This is a genomic window from Psychrobacillus glaciei, from assembly GCF_008973485.1.
GTDB classification, from domain to species: domain Bacteria; phylum Bacillota; class Bacilli; order Bacillales_A; family Planococcaceae; genus Psychrobacillus; species Psychrobacillus glaciei.
This window is the reverse complement of sequence record NZ_CP031223.1, coordinates 175,693-193,504: the sequence shown is the minus strand read 5'-3', so window position 1 is coordinate 193,504 and position 17,812 is coordinate 175,693. Positions and strand designations below refer to the sequence as shown.

The following is a 17,812-nucleotide window of genomic DNA, read 5'->3' as shown; positions in this document are numbered from 1 at the left end:
TCCAGCTTTTCCACTCTTATTTAGATAACGTGAATTTAGTTTTAGGATCTTCTTTCCTATATGCCCTAAATCGTGTATCATCCACACTGATATGCTCAATGTACTGTTTTCAAATTCAGAAAAGGAGTTGTTCCAAAAGTTACTTTTGGAACAACTCCTTTTCTTTGCAGATCATTCAAAATAAATCGGATAATGCGCGGCACATCTCTCGTTGAAGGTTGCCTGACAATGTGGACAGCTATCTGTTTGCATATACTCATTTATTGTCAACTCTGTTTGGCAACTACCACAAAGGATGGCCAATTCGTCAAACTGCTCCTTCGGCCAACGCTCGATCGTATGGTCTGCATCTTCCTCGTGGCATTTGTAGCAAGGATAGTATCGATTGCAGCATTTAAACTTTATGGCGATAATATCTTTTTCCGTACGATAATGCGTACAACGTGTTTCATTGTCCACGATAGCACCATAGACTTTCATTTATAATCCCCCTAACTTTATTAGTAGTAGCGTTAACACAAATAAAATTGCGATTGCCCCTGCTATGTAATCGATTTGCTGAAATTGCAACTGCTTATATTGAGTTCTTCCCTTGCCTTTTCCATAAGCACGTGCGTCAATCGCGTAGGTCAGCTGCTCCGCCCGTTGAATGGTTGTAAAGAGAAGAGGAATTAATATTGGGATGTAAGCATAAATACGTTTTGGTAGCGATAATGATGACATATCGTATCCTCTTGCTTTTTGAGCCAGGAGAATCCGATCAAGCTCCTGCAAGATTGTTGGGATAAAGCGTATGGCAATGACTATCATTAATGAAAACTGTTCCACTGGCGCGTTGAGTTTGGACAACGGAGCTAGTAGTTTTTCAAGCCCTCTAGCTAAATCTAGCGGCATTGTCGTTAACGTTAAGACAGATGCTAATAATACGAGTAAAATAATACGACCGACATAGCGCATCCCATTTTCTAACCCTTCCCAAGTCACCTCTATGAAAGACCAAGACCAGATGGTAGTTCCTTTTGTAAGTAAGACATTATATAGAAAAGTGAACATTAAAATAAATAATAATGGCTTTAAACCTCTCACAAAAACGTGTAATGGAACGTTGGATAAAAACAAAACCCCGAAAACAAAAAGGCTTGAAACCACATAACTAATTGCTGTTTCTAGTGTTAGGAAGCTCAACATAATAATAAAAATACATAAAATTTTCGTCCTTGGATCTAGTCGGTGAAACATGGAATTTGTCTCCATATATTGGCCAATTAGTACGGTACTAGACATTTAGAAGCCCCCTTGAATTCCAAAGAGGTTTAACTTCCCTAAAAATATCCTGCTCTCTACAACTTGCAACTTCTATTTTCTGGCCAGATAATTCTTCCAGTAGCTTTAGGAACTGCACAGGCTCTGGTAGTGACAATCCTATTTTTTCCAGTAACGAAGACTGCTCCAAAAATAAGTGATTCGGATCAAATTGTCCCATTAGTTTCCCTTCGTGAAATACGATTACCTTATCCGAATACTCAGCAACATCATCCATTTGATGCGATACGAAGATAATGGTCCTGTTTTCTTGTTGCTGCCATTCTTGTAGAAGCTGCAATAGAGCGACTTTGCTTTTTGGGTCGAGACCTGCTGTTGGTTCATCCACTATAAGAAGCTTCGGTTCCGTCATCAATACAGAGGCAATGGCTACGCGGCGCTTTTGTCCTCCACTTAGCTGGAACGGGGCTAATGGAAGCATTTCCTCGGACAAGCCTAATTGCGGTAAAATCTTTGAAATAGCCTCTTTTATTTGCAGACGTGAGGAACCTTGTTGCTTTAGTGCAAAGGCAAGCTCCTTGAAAACCGTTGTTTCAAATAGCTGATGCTCCGGATATTGAAAAACGAATCCGATTTCCGGAATGACTTTTAATCGTCCTTTGGCATCTTTTTTAACGGGCTGCTCATCTATCAAATAGCTACCATCAATGGAAGCGATCAAACCCTTCAGCACTTTGACGAACGTGGACTTTCCAGCACCTGTTTGACCAATGACAGAAATCCATTTTCCCTTTTCTATTGTACAACTGACATTCTTCAGAGCCATTTGATGGGAATAGTTCACACATACATTGTTTAATTGATAGGCCATTGTGAACGAATCCCCTCTTTCCAATCTGGACTAATCGGCTTTTCAAGTTGGAGTGTTTGATGTAAACGCACGGAAAACGGTAGTTGTAATTGATATTCCGCTACAGGTACTGTTTCAAAAAAAGTTAACGGGTCACCGTCAAATTGAAGTCGACCTTTATGTATAAGTAAAATGCGCTCAGCAGATAGTACTTCCTCCATATGATGAGTAATGTGAATAATCGTCATGCCTTGTAAATGCAATTCATGCATTATATATAGCACCTGCTCCCTTCCCTGTGGATCTAGCATAGAAGTTGCCTCATCGAAAATTATAATTTGAGGACGCATTGCCAAAATTGCTGCTATCGCTACGCGTTGCTTTTGACCTCCAGATAGTTGATGCGGCATTGAGTCTAAATAATCCTCCATATGAACAGCTAGTAACGCATGGTCCATTCGACTACGCATTTCTTCCCTTGGAACGCGAATATTCTCCAATCCAAAAAGCACCTCATCCATGACGGTCGTGGTGATGAATTGGTCCTCTGGATTTTGAAAAACAAAGCCTATTTGTTGATGAATTTCGAACAAATCTGCTGTTTTTGACGTGTCTAGCTGTTGAAGTTTTATAGTACCTTCCTTTGGTAGTAGCAATCCATCCATTAGCTTAGCAATGGTGGATTTCCCACTCCCATTTGCTCCAACAATCGAAACAAACTCTCCTGCTTTAATCGTAAAGCTAACATCCTCTACAACAGGCTGCCCTTTTTTATAATAAAAATGAACATGATCAAATGTAAGCATTTATTCACTTCCTTTTTGACTTTTCCATGTAGTAAAAAATGCATCTATACTGTTCTCAGAAAATGAAGGAACGGGCTTATGCCACTTTGTCACCTTTGAACCGTTAACGCCAAATATTTCACCAGTTAAATCTTCATCTTCTTGCGCTAATAATGCAATAATAAAACGAGCTATATCATCTGCTTCGCCAACTTTCCAAAATTCTGGAAATGGTTCATTTTTACTCGCATATTTCCCCTTCACATGTTCGATTACAGGTCTGGTCATATCCGTTAAAGCAGCTGGTGAAATAGCATTTACTCTAATATGATTGCGTTTTAGTTCAGCCGCAAGCGTCCACATCATGCCGAGCACTCCGGCTTTTGCGGCGCTATAATTTACTTGCCCAATAGAGCCCATTAATCCGGCTGTAGAAGTTAATAAAAGTATGTCACCACCACTTTTTTGCATATGTGGAACCACTCGCTGAATGCTATAAAAGGCACCATTCAAATGCACGTCTATTACAGATTGCCACTCTTCATCCGTCATATATATACATTTTTGATCATGTAAATTGCCAGCGTTAGGAATCAGCACATCTATACGGCCATATTTAGCTATGACTGCATCAATCATAGCGGTGACTGCGAAAGGATCTGCTACATCAGCAAGGTATCCCATAGCTACCCCACCAGCTAGCTGAATCTCTTGGACTACTTCGTCTATTAAATCTTGCTTAGAGCCATTGATAACTACTTGGTAGTTAGATTGCGCAAGATGCATGGCGATGCTACGACCAATGCCCCTAGTGGAACCTGTAATAATCGCTACTTTTTTCATCACTCCAACTCCTTTACTGAAAAAGATCCCGAAGCAATTACCTCACCAGTTTCTGCTGTAACCGTCACTTCGATATTGCATTCACTGAACACAAAATCAAAAATCGCGACAGTATCTACTAATAGTGGCTTTAGAAATTTCATATCATAATCTATAATCCATTGCTTTGGATGATCTGCTAAATAAAGTGATTGTGCGACTCCCATGATATACATGCCATGGGCTATGGGGCGCTTGTATCCAACCTTTGCTGCAGCTTCATTGTCTACATGAATGGCAGCCGAATCTTTGGAAACTGCTGCATATCGTCGGATAACTTCAGCTGTGACGTGTTTATTCATCTTGTTCACCTACTTGAATTAATACGGTTTCCGCTGTGACAATAAGGTTCCCTTCGCATTTACAATCTAGCGTATTTGTTAAAAAAGTAAGCATGCCTTGTTTACCTTCTTTTTTGGAAACCTTCGTTAAAGTGAATTCGCAATCTAATGTCATTCCTGCGATAATGGGAGACTTGTATGAAAACTGCTGAGTCCCGTGAATCAATGGTGTATCTGTTTTCAGCCAAGGAATATTGAATGCTTGCCAAAAAATAACGGGCATTGTTACCGGTGCTATAAGTTTTCCATGGATGGTTTGTATAGGAGACTCAATACTTTGAGCATAGTGTGAAATCCACTCATCGGTCACATAAAGCTGTACATGCAGCCTTTTCATTCGACTGACTCCACAAGCGTTGCAAGACCTATGCCTCCGCCAATACCGAGTGTGGCAATGCCCTTTTTATATGGTTGATGCAGCATTTCAGCACATAAACGAGTCATTAATATTGCACCTGATGCGCCAAATGGATGGCCAATTGCTAGTGCACCGCCACCGCGGTTCACTTTATGTAGTGGAATTTGAAGCTCCTTTAGCGAAGCTAACACTTGTGAAGCAAAAGCTTCATTAAATTCCACTATGTCAATATCATCTACCGTCAGTTGCTGACGTTTTAGCAACTTTTGTACAGCTGGAATAGGGCCGATACCCAAATAATTGGGATCTACACCCGCTGCCTGAGCATCCACTACTCGTAAAATAGGCTGGAGGTTTAGCTCTCGACATTTTTCAATTGACATTATTAATACAAGAGCTGCCCCGTCATTAAGTGGACATGTATTCCCTGCTGTGACGGTTCCATGTTCCTGAAAAACAGGCAGAAGTTTTGACAGTTTTTCCATGTTCGTATTAGATCTTGGGCATTCATCTTCTGTAATCCATTCTCCCTTAACTTGAAGAGGCACAATCTCTTGCTCAAACCGTCCAGTTTGCTGAGAGTGAATGGCTTTTTGATGGCTTTCCAAGGAAAATCTATCCTGTTCTTCTCTAGAAATAGCATATTTTTGGGCGACATTCTCAGCGGCAATACCCATATCTGGATCACCGTAAGATTTCGGGGTGAAATGAGCACGTGTATATAATTCCGGTACACCCATCAAGGTTTGCGGTTTAGCCATTTTCCAAGGTGCGCGGCTTGTACTTTCAACACCACCAGCTAAATAAACCTCTCCTGCACCACTTTGAATTAACCTTGACGCTAAATTTATCGCCTCTAAACCAGAGCCACATTGCCGGTCGATCGTAACGCCAGGTACCGTAACAGGAAGACCTGCTTCTAAAGCTGAAACTCGTGCAATATTGCCACCTGGACCAACTACATTACCAATGAATACATCATCAATTATGTCCTTTGGCAAATTCGTTTCCGCTACAATATGCTGAATGAGTGGCGCTAATAATTTCTCCGGTTCAAGCGTACTTAATATGCCACCCATCTTTCCTATCGGTGTACGTTTAGCCATGACAATCACAGCATCTGTCATACTTTCACCTTCTCCACATAGTCTTTCATCGCTTTACGTGCCAATTTTCCATTGCCTGTATAGATAAAATGGTCCACCGTTATAAGTTGCTTTGGAGCTTTATAGCTTGCTAAATGCTGACGACAATAATCTTTTATCTCTTTTATTGATAAGCGATGTTGTCCATTCCACTTAACGAGTGCCGTCACCTGTTCTCCCCAGTATAAATCTGGTACTCCTAGCACCATCACTTCTTGGATTGCAGGAAGTTGTTGTAGAACCGACTCTACTTCTTCTGGAAAAATGTTTAGGCCGCCCGACACAAGCATATTTTTCGCGCGACCTGCCAAATATAAGTAGCCATCTTCGTCCATATACATATAATCCCCAAGAATGAGCCACCCATCTTGGAAAGCTGCTGACGTTTCTTCCGGCAAATGATGATAGCCTGAAAACATCAAATCACTTCGAATGTAAAGCTGCCCAATTGTTCCAATAGGTGCTTCCTGAAAATGCTCATCGCGAATGGATACTTGAACGCCTGAAAAGGGTTTGCCTACGGAATTGGATTTATTTTCTGCAAAGACATCCAAATAACTGATATAACTCGCTTCGGATGAGCCATAAAATTCATATAAATTCGCCTCTCCAAATATTTCCTTAGCTCTTTTCTTCGATTCCGTCGACCATTTGGCACCAGAACTTATTAACGCTTGAATTTGCGTTTGCTCTTGGACAGCCTGTTGCATCATCGATTCAATCATCGTTGGAACTACAAACAAAATAGCATCTGGATTCTGTTTGCAAAGCGTTAATACCTCTTGAGGATTAAATTTATGTACGATATGAAATGTAGCACCAAAATACAAGCTCTGCATTAAAGCAAATAATGATAAGGACTGTACGAACGGACCTGGCGCCAAAATATGTTCCATATTATCAAATTGGAAGGCTTCATTCGTCGCTTCAAAGCTTTTAATCCACGACAAATGTGTACGCATATACCCTTTTGGTATGCCTGTTGTGCCTGAGGTAAAGCCGATAAATAGTAATTCGTTCGTGTTATCCATTTCAGCAATTGGCAATAAACGAGCTGACCAGTTGTCATAGGACCCTGTTTCTTCCGCTGTAAAGGTTAGCAATTGAATCTCACTATCCTGCGAAGTTAGATTTATTGCAAATACAGGCTCTGCAAAAATCATTTTTGGTTGACATAGCTGTAAAATGGCGCTTATTTCATTTTCACTCCATTTAGGATCTAGAGGAATGGGAATACATCCAGCATAAATGGCACCTAAAAAAACTTCTACAAATTCCATGCGATTCGTTGATAATATCGCAATTTTTTCATGCACGAGGCCATTTTGTTGCAAACCATGCGCAATTTTTTTCATTGCCATTACTAATTCCAAATAGGTACGACAATCTTGGCCATCTGTTAAGGCAATTTTGTTCGGCTGCTCTGTTGCATATCGTACAATTGGTTCTGCTAGATTCATCTCTTCCTCACACCTATTTCATCATTCTATCTATTAATTGTTCAATTTCTGTTCAATCGGACTAACAGCTTTTAGTTGTATAGCAATAACAGCCACAATAATTGCTTTAATTAGATCTCCTGGTAAAAATGCAGTTGCACCTACAAGTCCAGCCCAGATTGAAGTATGAGTGATGAGTGCCATTATTGGTGCACCAATTAAACTAACAAGTACAACGCCAAAAATAAAATTGATGACAATCACTTTCCATACTTTTAACGATGACCATACTTTTTCAATTGCAAATCCGATAAAAAATGCGGCAATTGGCCAGCTCAAAATGTATCCCGCAGATGGTCCTACTAATACAGATAAACCACCACGTCCGCCTGATAATAACGGTAAACCCAAAGCAACTAATACGATAAATAATATCAAGCTTATCGCACCTGTTTTCTTTCCTAAAAAGCATCCTGCCAACATGACACCTAGTGTTTGCGCAGTTATTGGTACTGGAATAAAGCCCAGTGGAATTGGTGGAATCATGCCCAATACTCCTATTAATGCAGCGAATAATGCGGCGAATACCATCTCTTTTGTTGTCATCTTATTTCCTCCGTTGTTATGAAAAATTTCTACTAGAAGTCGACATCTATGTATTAGATTTATCATAGCTTGCAATTTTATTTGTGTAAACACTTTTTTATTTTTGGTTAACACATTTTATTCACTAATCACTAAGTTCTATCTTCTATTTCATACATGTTGATCAACAAAAATAACCACTAAAGTACAGCTAACTTAACACAAAAGCAAAAAATCCCAAGTAGAATAACACATTCTTCTTGGGATTTTTTATTTTACTTAATCTCTTGTTTAATCATTATGTAACATTGTAGGTATTGTAATTTAAGCTTCGTCTGGAGTGAATGTACGGGATGCTAGCTCAGAGTCTAGCATAAAGATTGCATTTGAATCTTTTTCGATGCGCTTGATTTTATTAATTAACGTATCAAATGTTGATTCTTCTTCTACTTGTTCGTCGATAAACCATTTTAAAAATGCCATTGTTGCATGTTCACGCTCATCTAATGCGATATCAGATAAGTAATAAATGCGATGTGTTACTTCTTTTTCATGTCTTAATGCTGATTCAAACGCATCTAAGATAGAAGCAAATTCATTATGTGGACGTTCGAAACCCGCTATTGTTGCTCTGTATCCTAAATCACTTAGAAAGTTATAAAACTTCATTGCATGGAATCGCTCTTCTTCTGCTTGTACCAAAAAGAAATTAGCGAAGCCATCATACGCCTCTTCTGTGCAGTATGCGGCTATTGCAAGATATGCATGTGCAGAATAAAATTCAAAGTTCATTTGATCATTCAATGCTTCATGTAATTTTTCAGATAACATCATGATATTCCTCCTGTTAAAGAAAGTATTGAAAGTCGAAATATTCACCTTCAATCATAAGTATACAACTGCGAACATTTTTTGCAAAACTGTTCCCCTTGTTGCTCGGCGTAACTGAATAAAAATGAAAACCAAATATCAAACAGCAGCCTTCTTGAGTTGAATGCTGGCTTGTTTACCCTGAAAACAATGGTTCTTAATTTTGCGGCTAGAGACGCATGTGTAAAAAGCATACGTTTTCTTATTCTAAAGATGGGCTATAAACTTTACGTGTTAATTTACGCTAAAATAAAAAATAAACCAAACAAGGAAGTTTTGAACTAGAGAAATAATTATACGACTATTGAAACAATTAATTGGTTATCTCGTCTTACAAAAGAAGGCTAATTATGGGAGGAAATAATATGAGGAATAGAAAGATATTTTTTTATTTACTGCTGTTAGTGTAGTAATGTTCTCGTTAGTTTGTAATGTTCTCGTTAGTTTGTAATTCCTTTTTATTTTATCCAAAGTTATCTTCTATTGATGTTTCTAAATTAGAAAAAATCAATACCTTGTATTCACCCAATAACCAAAAAGCAATAAATATCTATTTAAGAGGTGGATTCATTTATTATACTGATTATGCTTATATTGGAGAAGTATAAGACTTGAAAAATAAAAAAAAGCACAACATTTTCTTAATGCTAGGTGAGGAATTTAACTTGGAATGGATTGATGAGAATAATATGTTACTTGAAGGCAAGAAGTTGGATATAAATAGTAATTATGATTTTAGAAAAAAGAAAAAAAATACCGAACAATGACTCTTTTTGAAGTAATGGAGTCATCTATCAAAACAGGAAGTGAAGCTAAATGAAATTCCATATAAGAGTAAGAGCAGGTGCAATTATCATTGAAGATTATAAAATATTATTAACCGTATATAATGACCCGTTAAGAGGTATCGTCTATGACTTACCTGCTGGGGGAACAGAACCAAATGAATCTATTATTGAAGCAGTTATTAGAGAAGCAAAAGAAGAAGCATGTATAGATGTAGAAGTAGGTCCTTTAGCTTTTGTTTATGAATATACACCACATCTCAATTTTGAAAAGTTCGGGAATACCCATACATTAGTTATGATGTTTGAATGCAAAATAAAAAACCACACCACTCCAAGACTCCCGAAAAACCCAGATCCGAATCAAACTGGAGTTGAATGGCTACCGTTATCAGAGTTACAAAATGTTGAACTGTACGCTAATATTGGTTCTTACTTAAAGAGTTATTCTATTAACCGTAGAAATATCGATTTGATAGAAGAACATACTCTAAACCAAGTTATTAAATAGAGGAATAATCACGACTATTATTCCTAAGTTAAAAGCTATTTATTAATCTCTAACTTCACTCTCTTTTTTTTTGGTAATCTTGTGGCCTATGATTGTCTGCTATACTTTAGGGTGAAGAGGATATGGTGAATTTGGTATGACTAATGAGAGATAAAACCCCGTTATAGGCATTAACCATTTAGCACACTTAAAAATACTAAAAATTAGAACAAGCAAGGTTGAATAACAGGTGAGTAAAATAAAAAAGATTATTCAAATAATCATAGTTAGTGCACTAATTTTATTTATTTGGTGGTACATGGGCTCAAACTTCTCGAATAAAGATTTAAAGAAACCAATTCAAGAATATCTTGCAACTAATTACGGTTTAAATGAAGACTTTACAATACTTTCTACAGATAACAATTGGTTTGAAGGGGTTGATCATCAAACCATAATAGAAATCAAAAAACCATATATCTCTTATCCATATTTACAAATTGAAAGAGATTCATTACAAATTTTAGACAATGAAAGTGATGACATCTACATAGAACTGTTCAAAGGAGCTTATATCGAGCAACATCCTGAAGTATTTAAGATTTCCAATCAATTAATTCAAAAATATGGTTTAGTGAAAAACTCTCCTAATGAATGGGATGTAGCAAAACAAAATTACTATTATTATTTACAGTTAAACATTGATAGTCAGCAAGAGAAGGAACTGCTAGATAAATTCACAAAAAATAATAGTATCAACACGATTGATATTGTACCAATGCTAAAACGCAGCGAGCCGATTCGCAATGCGAGTTATATAGGTGTGATTAATTTTATCTATCAATTCGACCAATACAAAAAAACTAATAACGTTCCCAAAGCGATGGATATTGTAGAAGATTTTATAAATAGTGGAGTATTTATGAAAGGCGTTTATAACATTTATGTTCAAACGATCAATACCGGTCCTGATATGAAACTCAAAGACCCTGATGCAGAAAGTCATGTTCTATTCAGTGTGGATGAAAACGGCAACCACGAAATAATTCCAACACCAAAAGAATTATATTAAATAGTTTTCTTTATGTACCTCTCATAAGATGATAAATGAAACAAAAAACCCAAGAAGATACGTATATCATCTTGGGTTTTTTTATATTTTTATACTTCTGCTTGTACTTCTTCCACAGTAGCTTCAACTTCAGCACGAGTCATTTTTTCTTTTCCGTTCTTCAATGCTTTTAATGTTTTATGTGCAAGTGCGAGTGGCAGCTTGCAAAATAACACAATGCTTTTTCGATTGATACTCTTGATGTACTCATCTGCTTTAGCTAAATTGCCTTCTGCATAGTGGAACATATCTTCACGAGTCCATCCTTCTGGAAAGAACTGCACGCCTCGTTCGCTATCTTCGTCTTTATTACGCAATATGTTTACTGCTTGAAGACCCCGTCCATATGCAATCGCAAGATCACGGTCTGTGTCAATGTCGGCATTCCACTTCCATAAATCAGAAAGCATCACTCCCACAAGGCCTGCCACATAATAGGTATACTCATCGAGATCTTCCTTCGTTTTCACTTGCCAGTTTTTCTCTACCCACTTGGCCATTCCTTCAGCCATTTCACTCGTAGATTCTTTTACTTTCTCCACTAAATCTGTTGGACAAATAGCAAGCCAATCTCCCAATCTGAGCGAAACCTCTGGTAGTATTTCTTTAAATGGCTCCACAAGTTGTGCATATTCTTTTGTATCAAATTCGGTAGATAAAAGCATTTTACTAGTCGCAAGCAGTAACTGTTGTTTCTCTTGCGATCCTAATGCTTCATGATCCTCTATTTCATCTATTGCACGCATGCATAAATAAGCAGAAGCAACCGCCTTTTTTAGTTTTGGTTCTAAAAAAGTGATTGGGATATAAAATGTTCTACTTGTTTTTTTTAGCATGTCCATTGCTTCTTTTTGTAAAGCTGCTACTTCACGCACAATTAGTCCTCCATTTCAATCAAATACTCTACGTACCATTGTATCGGATTTTCACAAAAAGACAAAATGGCTACCTCTATAAATTGCGCAAATCAGTTAGAACGTCCACTTTGTAAAATTGTTCGCTTTCGATAAACCCGATCAACTTTTTTGCTACGTCTTTTGCATTGCTTAGCTGACCAGATGCTTTATATTCTTTAAAACGTTCTACTGACGGAAATGCACTTGTGGACGATTGGCGAATCGTCTGTTGCATACTTGTATCAATAATCCCTGGTGCAATTGATACTAATCGAACCCCATTCCGCTTATTAGACTCTTCTAATTGAGCTGCTTCTGTAAATCTATCTAGCCCTGCTTTTCCCGCACAATAGCTGCTCCAGCCATCAAGCGCATTTCGACCAGCTCCGGAAGAAATTTGCACAACCTTTTTGGGCATATCAATTGCAGCCAATGCATGAATAAAAGCACCAGTTAATACCATTGGAGCTGTCAAATTAACAGCAATACTTTTCGCAATTAATTCGCCATCTATTTCTCCAACCATCCCTATCGGATCAATCGTCCCCGCGTTATTAATGAGCGTATAAGAACTTGCTTCTGGTGATACCTCTTTTATAATCTCCTTCACCGTGTCAGCTAGCTTAGATGTTTCTGTTAAATCCAATAAAACATGATGATATTGCGGGTGGTCTATATCATTTTCTTTTCGGGCAATCCCATAAACAGTATGTCCAGCCTCTAATAATTGATTAACTAGCTCTAAACCTATTCCACTCGTCGTTCCAGTAATAATATAAGTTTTCATTTTTCCACTCATCTCTAATTGATCTTTTGTTCTTTCCAAAATAAAGAGATTAGAAAGCTCAGCGCAAGCACAAACATTGCTAGGACGTAAGGATAATCGATATTCACGTCAAACAAGACTCCTGCAATACTAGGACCTATAATGTTTCCTACACTCGTAAATGTGGAGTTTAAACCACCTACAAACCCTTGCTCATTGCCCGCTATTTTAGATAAATACGTTGTCAACGCAGGGCGTATAATATCAAACATTAAGAAAATAACAAATGTCACCACTAATATCGACCAGTACGCTGACACTTTAATCATAGCAAATATGAATATGGTCGATACCCCCATACAAATTTGGACCAATCTAATTTCACCAATTTTTGCTACAATACGATCAAAAGATAAAACTTGAGCAATGACACCTAAAATTCCGCTAACTGTAATAATTAATGCAATATCTTTTGATGTAAATGCAAATTTATGATCGACGAAAAGAGAATAAACAGTTTCGAAAGCTGCCAATCCAAAACTAGATACAAGTATGATAATCATAGGGATTAAATAAATTGGTTCCAATACTTTACGGAATCCTGATTTTGCTACTCGTTTATCTGGTTCCTTCTCTGCTCTTTCTGGTCTTTTTGGCTCTTTCAGTATAATTAATGAAAAAATAGATCCTAAAAAACCTAATACTGCTGCAAAAAAGAAAGGTAATCTTGTTCCATGTTCAGCCAAAAACCCACCAATTCCAGGGCCTATGATAAACCCTGTGCTAATAGCAGCTGCAACATACCCCATCGCTTTTGGTCGTTCCCTTAATGAAGTAATATCTGCCACAAAGGCTGTCACTGCAGGCATAATGAATGCTGCGCTAACGCCCCCTAACATTCGAGATAGATAAAGCATCTTTACATCTTGTCCCAGAGCAAAAAGCATTTCCGACACACCAAAAAGAAGCATACCTATAACAATCATTTTTTTTCGTCCAAACGAGTCAACCCATTTTCCAGCTATAGGTGATACTAATAATTGAATGAACGCAAAAGCTGCCATTAAGTAACCCACTGAAGAGCCCTCTAGGTGCATCTCTCTCATCAATGTAGGGAAAACGGGAATAACTAATCCTATTCCTAAAAATACAACAAATAAATTCACTAGCACTAAATATATTGTTTTGTTCAAACCACTTTTTTGACTATCCATTTTCATGCTCCTTATTATTCAGCTAAAGTATGTCTTTCTGTTTATAAAAATAAACCCTATAGTAACTATAGGGTCAAGTAGCTTGAATTTGTATTTTGAGCTCTACTAAAAATTCATCCTCTTTGGAAGCTGTAGAGTTTATTGGCATCCAAATATCGTACACGATTGGCACTACATTTATATGATGTTGCTCCAAATAATCCATCAATTCGTTGTAACAAACTTCGTATGCATCATCCATTAATGCAAACGTAATACTTAGGTAATTTCCCGCGGGCAATGAAGTGATTTCTACTTCCTCGAAATTCAAATTAGGTTTACTATCTTTCACAGTATGTGTAAATAAATAATCATAATTAATATCATCCATGGAACTATATCTTCTTAAACAATATGCTCCCCCGTACAATGTATCAAAAACACTTCCCTCATCTTCCAGCACTTTACTTATAAGTCCGTATTCCTTGTTCGGTATATCATGAACACTTATATTCGAGGTTTTTATTTTCACTATTTTTTGTACTGGCATTTTCTTTATACTTACGGTCATTTTGTTCGACTCTAAAACGAACGTTTGAATTTGTTCTTTTTTTCGCTGTAGCACTTCTTTCGTTTCGAGCAGCCTTTGGAATTCTTGGTCAATTCTATTCTCTTGATCGGCGAGATAAGTGACTAGTTCTTCGGGTTTCAACGTGAGCACCGATTTCACGTCTTCCAATGAAAGACCAAGATACTTTAGAGATTTAATAATGTCTAAATAATATAATTGGGTATTTTGATAATATCTATACTTATTTTTGGGGTCAATTTCTATCGGTTTAAACAAATCAATACGATCATAGTAGCGTAATGTTTGAATGGATAAGTTACTTAGTTTGGCTACTTCTCCGATTGTTAAGTAATGAACTTTCACGTAACCACTCCTTTTGTTTGAATGCCGCACCTCTGTTTATACTATAATAAAAGCTATCCTAGAAAACTAGGATAGCTCGAGACTGTTTACACTCGTTTTTTTTATTTATTCTCAATCCCTTGTATCTTCACCTCTTTAACTGGTAGGAATAGCTCTCCCGTATTTAGGAATTTCACTTGTACGCTATCTCCTTCTTGCATATAAACTGCAAGTGGGGCTACTTCAGAAGATACAATATAGCTTTGATTGTTGTTCAACAAGAAAGATATTTGAGTGAAGTCACCAACACGATCCTTGAATACCCGTAAAACAGTTCCGGCTACCGTTTTTTCTTCCGCATTGGAGCTTCCATCAACCGAGCTTCCGCCTCGTTGAAGCGCCGTTTTATACAGTTTCAATGCCTCGTTTGGTGAATTACCGTATACTGAAATTTCCGGATTTGCAGCAGATACGATGAAATAGTTTTGTAAGAACCCATTCGAATCCAGTACCGGTGTTAACCAGCTAGCTTCTCCGTAGAAATTGTATAGAACAGGCATTTCTCCTGCCCATTTCTTTTCGATAAATTTCTTTTCAATAATTTGAAGCGCGCCTTGAGAATCCATATAAGAATCTTCTAGATTTCCTGTGTAGTAAGTCGCTTTACCAGTCCGACCATCTGTTAAGGAGTAGCCAAGCATCGAATCGACGCCTTCTTTTGGACTTGTGAAATCGGTAAAGTAATACATTTTACCATCTTCGCCGAAGATCGGACTAACATTCGCTTCTGTTCCTTCATCTGAAGGTAGTTTTACGTCCTTTTTCCCAACAATACTATTAATAAAACCATGAATATAATTCCCGTAATAACTGTTTTGCAAACTTACAGTTTCTGGTGATACTGCTCCATCAATAAACGCAGGCACATTATCTAACTTATAAGAATCTGTTTGACCTGTAGCAGGATCCACTACAACGATCCCATCCACATCAAAGCCATTCCGTGCAGTGATAAACTTTCCATAAGAACGAATATAATAAGGTTTTCCATCCTCATCAATCTCTAACTGAGGCTTCCCGTAAAAAATCTTTGTCGGGTGCTCCATGCGCATATGTCTTTCCAAGTTTTTATGAAGGAAAGAGGAAGGAGTGTAACTCATCTCTGCTTTCACAAATCTGGGATTATCCGAAGAATCCGTTGCACTCATCGTAAAATAACCAGGTGTTACGTCTCCATTTATCCATTTGAAAAATCCTGAAAACTCTACCGGAGCAATATATACGTATTCGCCTTTTACTTTTTGAATTTGTAAATTACCAAGCTCATAATAACTTGTGTTTGGTACTTGCCCAAATGCTTTTTTCATTTTATTTCGCGCAAATTTTGGTGGTACACTTGCAGGTGTTTTTGTTTCATCAAATGGTTGAATCTCCACTTGCTCATCCATTTTAGCTATTTCATATTTTTCATTTGCATTCCAAACCGGTGTAGATAACATGAAAACGGCAACTGCTAAACTTCCTAAAAATAGCACACCTTTAACTTTTTGCTCTTTCCCTCTTGAAATACTTGTTCCGGCAAACGTAGCAAGCACAAGCCAAGGCCATAAAGCCGTCCAATTACGATCCAAATTCGTCACATAATATACAGTCGCTAATACGATAAACGATAAAATCACTAGCCCCCCGATGGAAGACATAGCACCTTTCCTTTTAGCTGTTAACGGTACGACCAATAAAGCAGTAATAACTGCTACCACTGCCGAAATCATAAAAACAAACGTCATACTATCCATCCTTCTTCCTCTTTTGCTACTCACTATTATACGGTTAAAAAGAATAATAGTTTCAGAATTAAAATAGGTAAAAAATTTTTTATTATATGAATTTTCCGAAATAAAAATAGAGGTTATTTAGTATACATGATACACTGGATATAAATATCGAAACCCATATATAAACATAATTGGATGCTTTCGACGATTTTAAAAACATGAAGGGGTAGAAAAGAGACTCGCAATTACAAGGAAGGAGGAAAATACATGAAACCGATAACTGGTTTATATATAATCATCGTTTTTATGCAATTTATTACTTTGACGAATATTACATTATTTAACGGAGAATGGAATGGCATCGCAATGTGGTTTAGTACAGGCTTATTTATTGCTGGAACGGCATTTTATTTATTAAATCGCAAGCAAAAGGTTTCGGAGTGATTACAGAAGAAAACAATAGAAGGAACACCTAGTGAATAAACTTTCTAACTAGGTGTTTTATTATGTATCCTTAGGAAACCAGTTTTAATCCAATTGCTGCACTTAAAACCATTCCTATAAAAACAAGTCGTTTCCAATCTTTCGATTCTCCATATAAAAGCATCCCTAAAATAGCTCCACCAGATGCACCAATGCCGGTCCAAATAGCATAAGCTGTTCCCATAGGAAGTGTTTTCATTGCGTATGCAAGAAATAGAAAGCTTCCTCCAAATCCGAGAAATAGTAAAGATAGCGATTGCCAATTACGTTCCTTTTGCAATTTGTTTATCATAGTGACACCGAACATTTCAAACAATCCCGCTATAATGAGAGAAATCCATGCCATTATAACTCATCTCCTTCTTGGACTCTGTCGTTTGTTACCAGCTTTAGCCCAACTACACCTGCTAATAGTAGTAATATCAAAATTATTTTGCTTACTTTAATTGATTCCCCAAACAATAAAATCTCCGATATGACAGTACCTGCTGTACCCATCCCTACAAAAACGGCATATACAGTTCCTACTGGAAGTTTTCGCCCAGCCATAATCATTAAATAGAAACTGATACTAATAGAAATAACTGTTCCTGTCCAGGTCCAAAAATCACTTGCATGTTTTAAACCGACGACCCAAAAAACCTCAAAAAAAGCGGCAATAAAAACCTTAATCCAATCAGTATTCATCTAAATAACTCCTTCTTTCTAATCTTTAAATAAAAAACAAAAAAGCCTAAGAGATAACTGTCTAACAGTTTCTCCCAGGCTTTTATCCTTCCGTGACACAGCAAGCTGTGAGTTTTCTCTCGGTCTCAGACCAACTCACTCGTTGCGGAACCCTAGAAAACAATTTACATATCCAATTAATTTATATTATACATA

At 37.3% G+C, this 17,812-nt stretch carries 22 protein-coding genes and 1 riboswitch; of the genes, 4 read left to right on the top strand and 18 right to left on the bottom strand.

Going from position 1 to position 17,812, the window contains the following annotated elements:
* Positions 1-171: 171 nt before the first annotated feature.
* The 11 genes from PB01_RS00970 to PB01_RS00920 all read right to left on the bottom strand — a co-directional run bounded on the left by PB01_RS00970 (position 172) and on the right by PB01_RS00920 (position 8,479).
* A complete protein-coding gene (locus PB01_RS00970; protein ID WP_151698447.1) occupies positions 172-480 on the bottom strand; it encodes a CHY zinc finger protein in 309 nt (102 codons plus the stop codon).
* Entirely contained in the window at positions 481-1,284 is an 804-nt protein-coding gene (locus tag PB01_RS00965; RefSeq protein ID WP_151698446.1) for an energy-coupling factor transporter transmembrane component T family protein, read from the bottom strand.
* A complete protein-coding gene (locus PB01_RS00960; RefSeq protein ID WP_151698445.1) occupies positions 1,277-2,134 on the bottom strand; it encodes an ATP-binding cassette domain-containing protein in 858 nt (285 codons plus the stop codon). The genes PB01_RS00965 and PB01_RS00960 overlap by 8 nt, the downstream gene beginning before the upstream one ends.
* Positions 2,119-2,919, bottom strand: a complete 801-nt coding sequence (locus PB01_RS00955; protein WP_151698444.1) for an energy-coupling factor transporter ATPase — start codon at positions 2,917-2,919, stop codon at positions 2,119-2,121. Before PB01_RS00955 ends, PB01_RS00960 begins: the two co-directional genes overlap by 16 nt.
* Entirely contained in the window at positions 2,920-3,741 is an 822-nt protein-coding gene (locus tag PB01_RS00950; protein ID WP_151698443.1) for an SDR family NAD(P)-dependent oxidoreductase, read from the bottom strand. It lies immediately after the preceding gene.
* Entirely contained in the window at positions 3,741-4,082 is a 342-nt protein-coding gene (locus PB01_RS00945; RefSeq protein ID WP_151698442.1) for a MaoC family dehydratase, read from the bottom strand. Before PB01_RS00945 ends, PB01_RS00950 begins: the two co-directional genes overlap by 1 nt.
* Entirely contained in the window at positions 4,075-4,458 is a 384-nt protein-coding gene (locus PB01_RS00940; RefSeq protein ID WP_151698441.1) for an FAS1-like dehydratase domain-containing protein, read from the bottom strand. Before PB01_RS00940 ends, PB01_RS00945 begins: the two co-directional genes overlap by 8 nt.
* Positions 4,455-5,606: a thiolase family protein gene (locus PB01_RS00935; protein WP_151698440.1), complete on the bottom strand. Its 1,152-nt coding sequence runs from the start codon at positions 5,604-5,606 to the stop codon at positions 4,455-4,457. The genes PB01_RS00940 and PB01_RS00935 overlap by 4 nt, the downstream gene beginning before the upstream one ends.
* Positions 5,603-7,084, bottom strand: a complete 1,482-nt coding sequence (locus PB01_RS00930; protein ID WP_151698439.1) for an AMP-binding protein — start codon at positions 7,082-7,084, stop codon at positions 5,603-5,605. Before PB01_RS00930 ends, PB01_RS00935 begins: the two co-directional genes overlap by 4 nt.
* A gap of 33 nt (positions 7,085-7,117) precedes the next feature.
* On the bottom strand, positions 7,118-7,669 hold the full coding sequence (locus PB01_RS00925) for a biotin transporter BioY (protein ID WP_151698438.1): 552 nt from the start codon (positions 7,667-7,669) through the stop codon (positions 7,118-7,120).
* Between the two features lie 303 nt (positions 7,670-7,972).
* A complete protein-coding gene (locus PB01_RS00920) occupies positions 7,973-8,479 on the bottom strand; it encodes a ferritin (protein ID WP_151701916.1) in 507 nt (168 codons plus the stop codon).
* Between the two features lie 650 nt (positions 8,480-9,129).
* On the opposite strand from PB01_RS00920, the gene PB01_RS20750 reads away from it, so the two are divergent.
* From PB01_RS20750 to PB01_RS00910, 3 genes are all read left to right on the top strand, one after another.
* A complete protein-coding gene (locus PB01_RS20750; protein ID WP_192797422.1) occupies positions 9,130-9,285 on the top strand; it encodes a hypothetical protein in 156 nt (51 codons plus the stop codon).
* Positions 9,286-9,334: 49 nt separating this feature from the next.
* A complete protein-coding gene (locus PB01_RS00915) occupies positions 9,335-9,814 on the top strand; it encodes an NUDIX domain-containing protein (protein ID WP_151698437.1) in 480 nt (159 codons plus the stop codon).
* Between the two features lie 229 nt (positions 9,815-10,043).
* Positions 10,044-10,865 carry a hypothetical protein gene (locus PB01_RS00910; protein ID WP_151698436.1) on the top strand — a complete coding sequence of 274 codons (822 nt, stop codon included), beginning with the start codon at positions 10,044-10,046 and terminating at the stop codon, positions 10,863-10,865.
* Positions 10,866-10,954: 89 nt separating this feature from the next.
* On the opposite strand, the gene PB01_RS00905 is transcribed toward PB01_RS00910, so the two are convergent.
* From PB01_RS00905 to PB01_RS00885, 5 genes are all read right to left on the bottom strand, one after another.
* Positions 10,955-11,779: a squalene/phytoene synthase family protein gene (locus tag PB01_RS00905; protein WP_151698435.1), complete on the bottom strand. Its 825-nt coding sequence runs from the start codon at positions 11,777-11,779 to the stop codon at positions 10,955-10,957.
* Between the two features lie 76 nt (positions 11,780-11,855).
* Positions 11,856-12,587: an SDR family NAD(P)-dependent oxidoreductase gene (locus PB01_RS00900; protein WP_151698434.1), complete on the bottom strand. Its 732-nt coding sequence runs from the start codon at positions 12,585-12,587 to the stop codon at positions 11,856-11,858.
* A gap of 14 nt (positions 12,588-12,601) precedes the next feature.
* Positions 12,602-13,780 carry an MFS transporter gene (locus PB01_RS00895; protein ID WP_151698433.1) on the bottom strand — a complete coding sequence of 393 codons (1,179 nt, stop codon included), beginning with the start codon at positions 13,778-13,780 and terminating at the stop codon, positions 12,602-12,604.
* Positions 13,781-13,853: 73 nt separating this feature from the next.
* The gene (locus tag PB01_RS00890; protein ID WP_192797421.1) at positions 13,854-14,693 is read right to left on the bottom strand and encodes a MerR family transcriptional regulator; all 840 of its coding nucleotides are present in this window, start codon (positions 14,691-14,693) and stop codon (positions 13,854-13,856) included.
* A 101-nt stretch (positions 14,694-14,794) separates the two neighbouring features.
* On the bottom strand, positions 14,795-16,459 hold the full coding sequence (locus PB01_RS00885; RefSeq protein ID WP_151701915.1) for a hypothetical protein: 1,665 nt from the start codon (positions 16,457-16,459) through the stop codon (positions 14,795-14,797).
* Between the two features lie 255 nt (positions 16,460-16,714).
* On the opposite strand from PB01_RS00885, the gene PB01_RS20745 reads away from it, so the two are divergent.
* Positions 16,715-16,891 (top strand): hypothetical protein, encoded by a 177-nt coding sequence (locus tag PB01_RS20745; protein WP_192797420.1) that lies wholly within the window; start codon positions 16,715-16,717, stop codon positions 16,889-16,891.
* A 70-nt stretch (positions 16,892-16,961) separates the two neighbouring features.
* Here PB01_RS20745 and PB01_RS00880 read toward each other — a convergent pair whose 3' ends face one another.
* Both PB01_RS00880 and PB01_RS00875 read right to left on the bottom strand, forming a co-directional pair.
* Positions 16,962-17,276, bottom strand: coding sequence for a DMT family transporter (locus tag PB01_RS00880; protein WP_151698431.1), 315 nt, complete (start codon positions 17,274-17,276; stop codon positions 16,962-16,964).
* A complete protein-coding gene (locus PB01_RS00875; RefSeq protein ID WP_151698430.1) occupies positions 17,276-17,617 on the bottom strand; it encodes a DMT family transporter in 342 nt (113 codons plus the stop codon). Before PB01_RS00875 ends, PB01_RS00880 begins: the two co-directional genes overlap by 1 nt.
* Positions 17,618-17,686: 69 nt before the next feature.
* A riboswitch (guanidine-I (ykkC/yxkD leader) is annotated at positions 17,687-17,784 on the bottom strand.
* Positions 17,785-17,812: the final 28 nt, after the last annotated feature.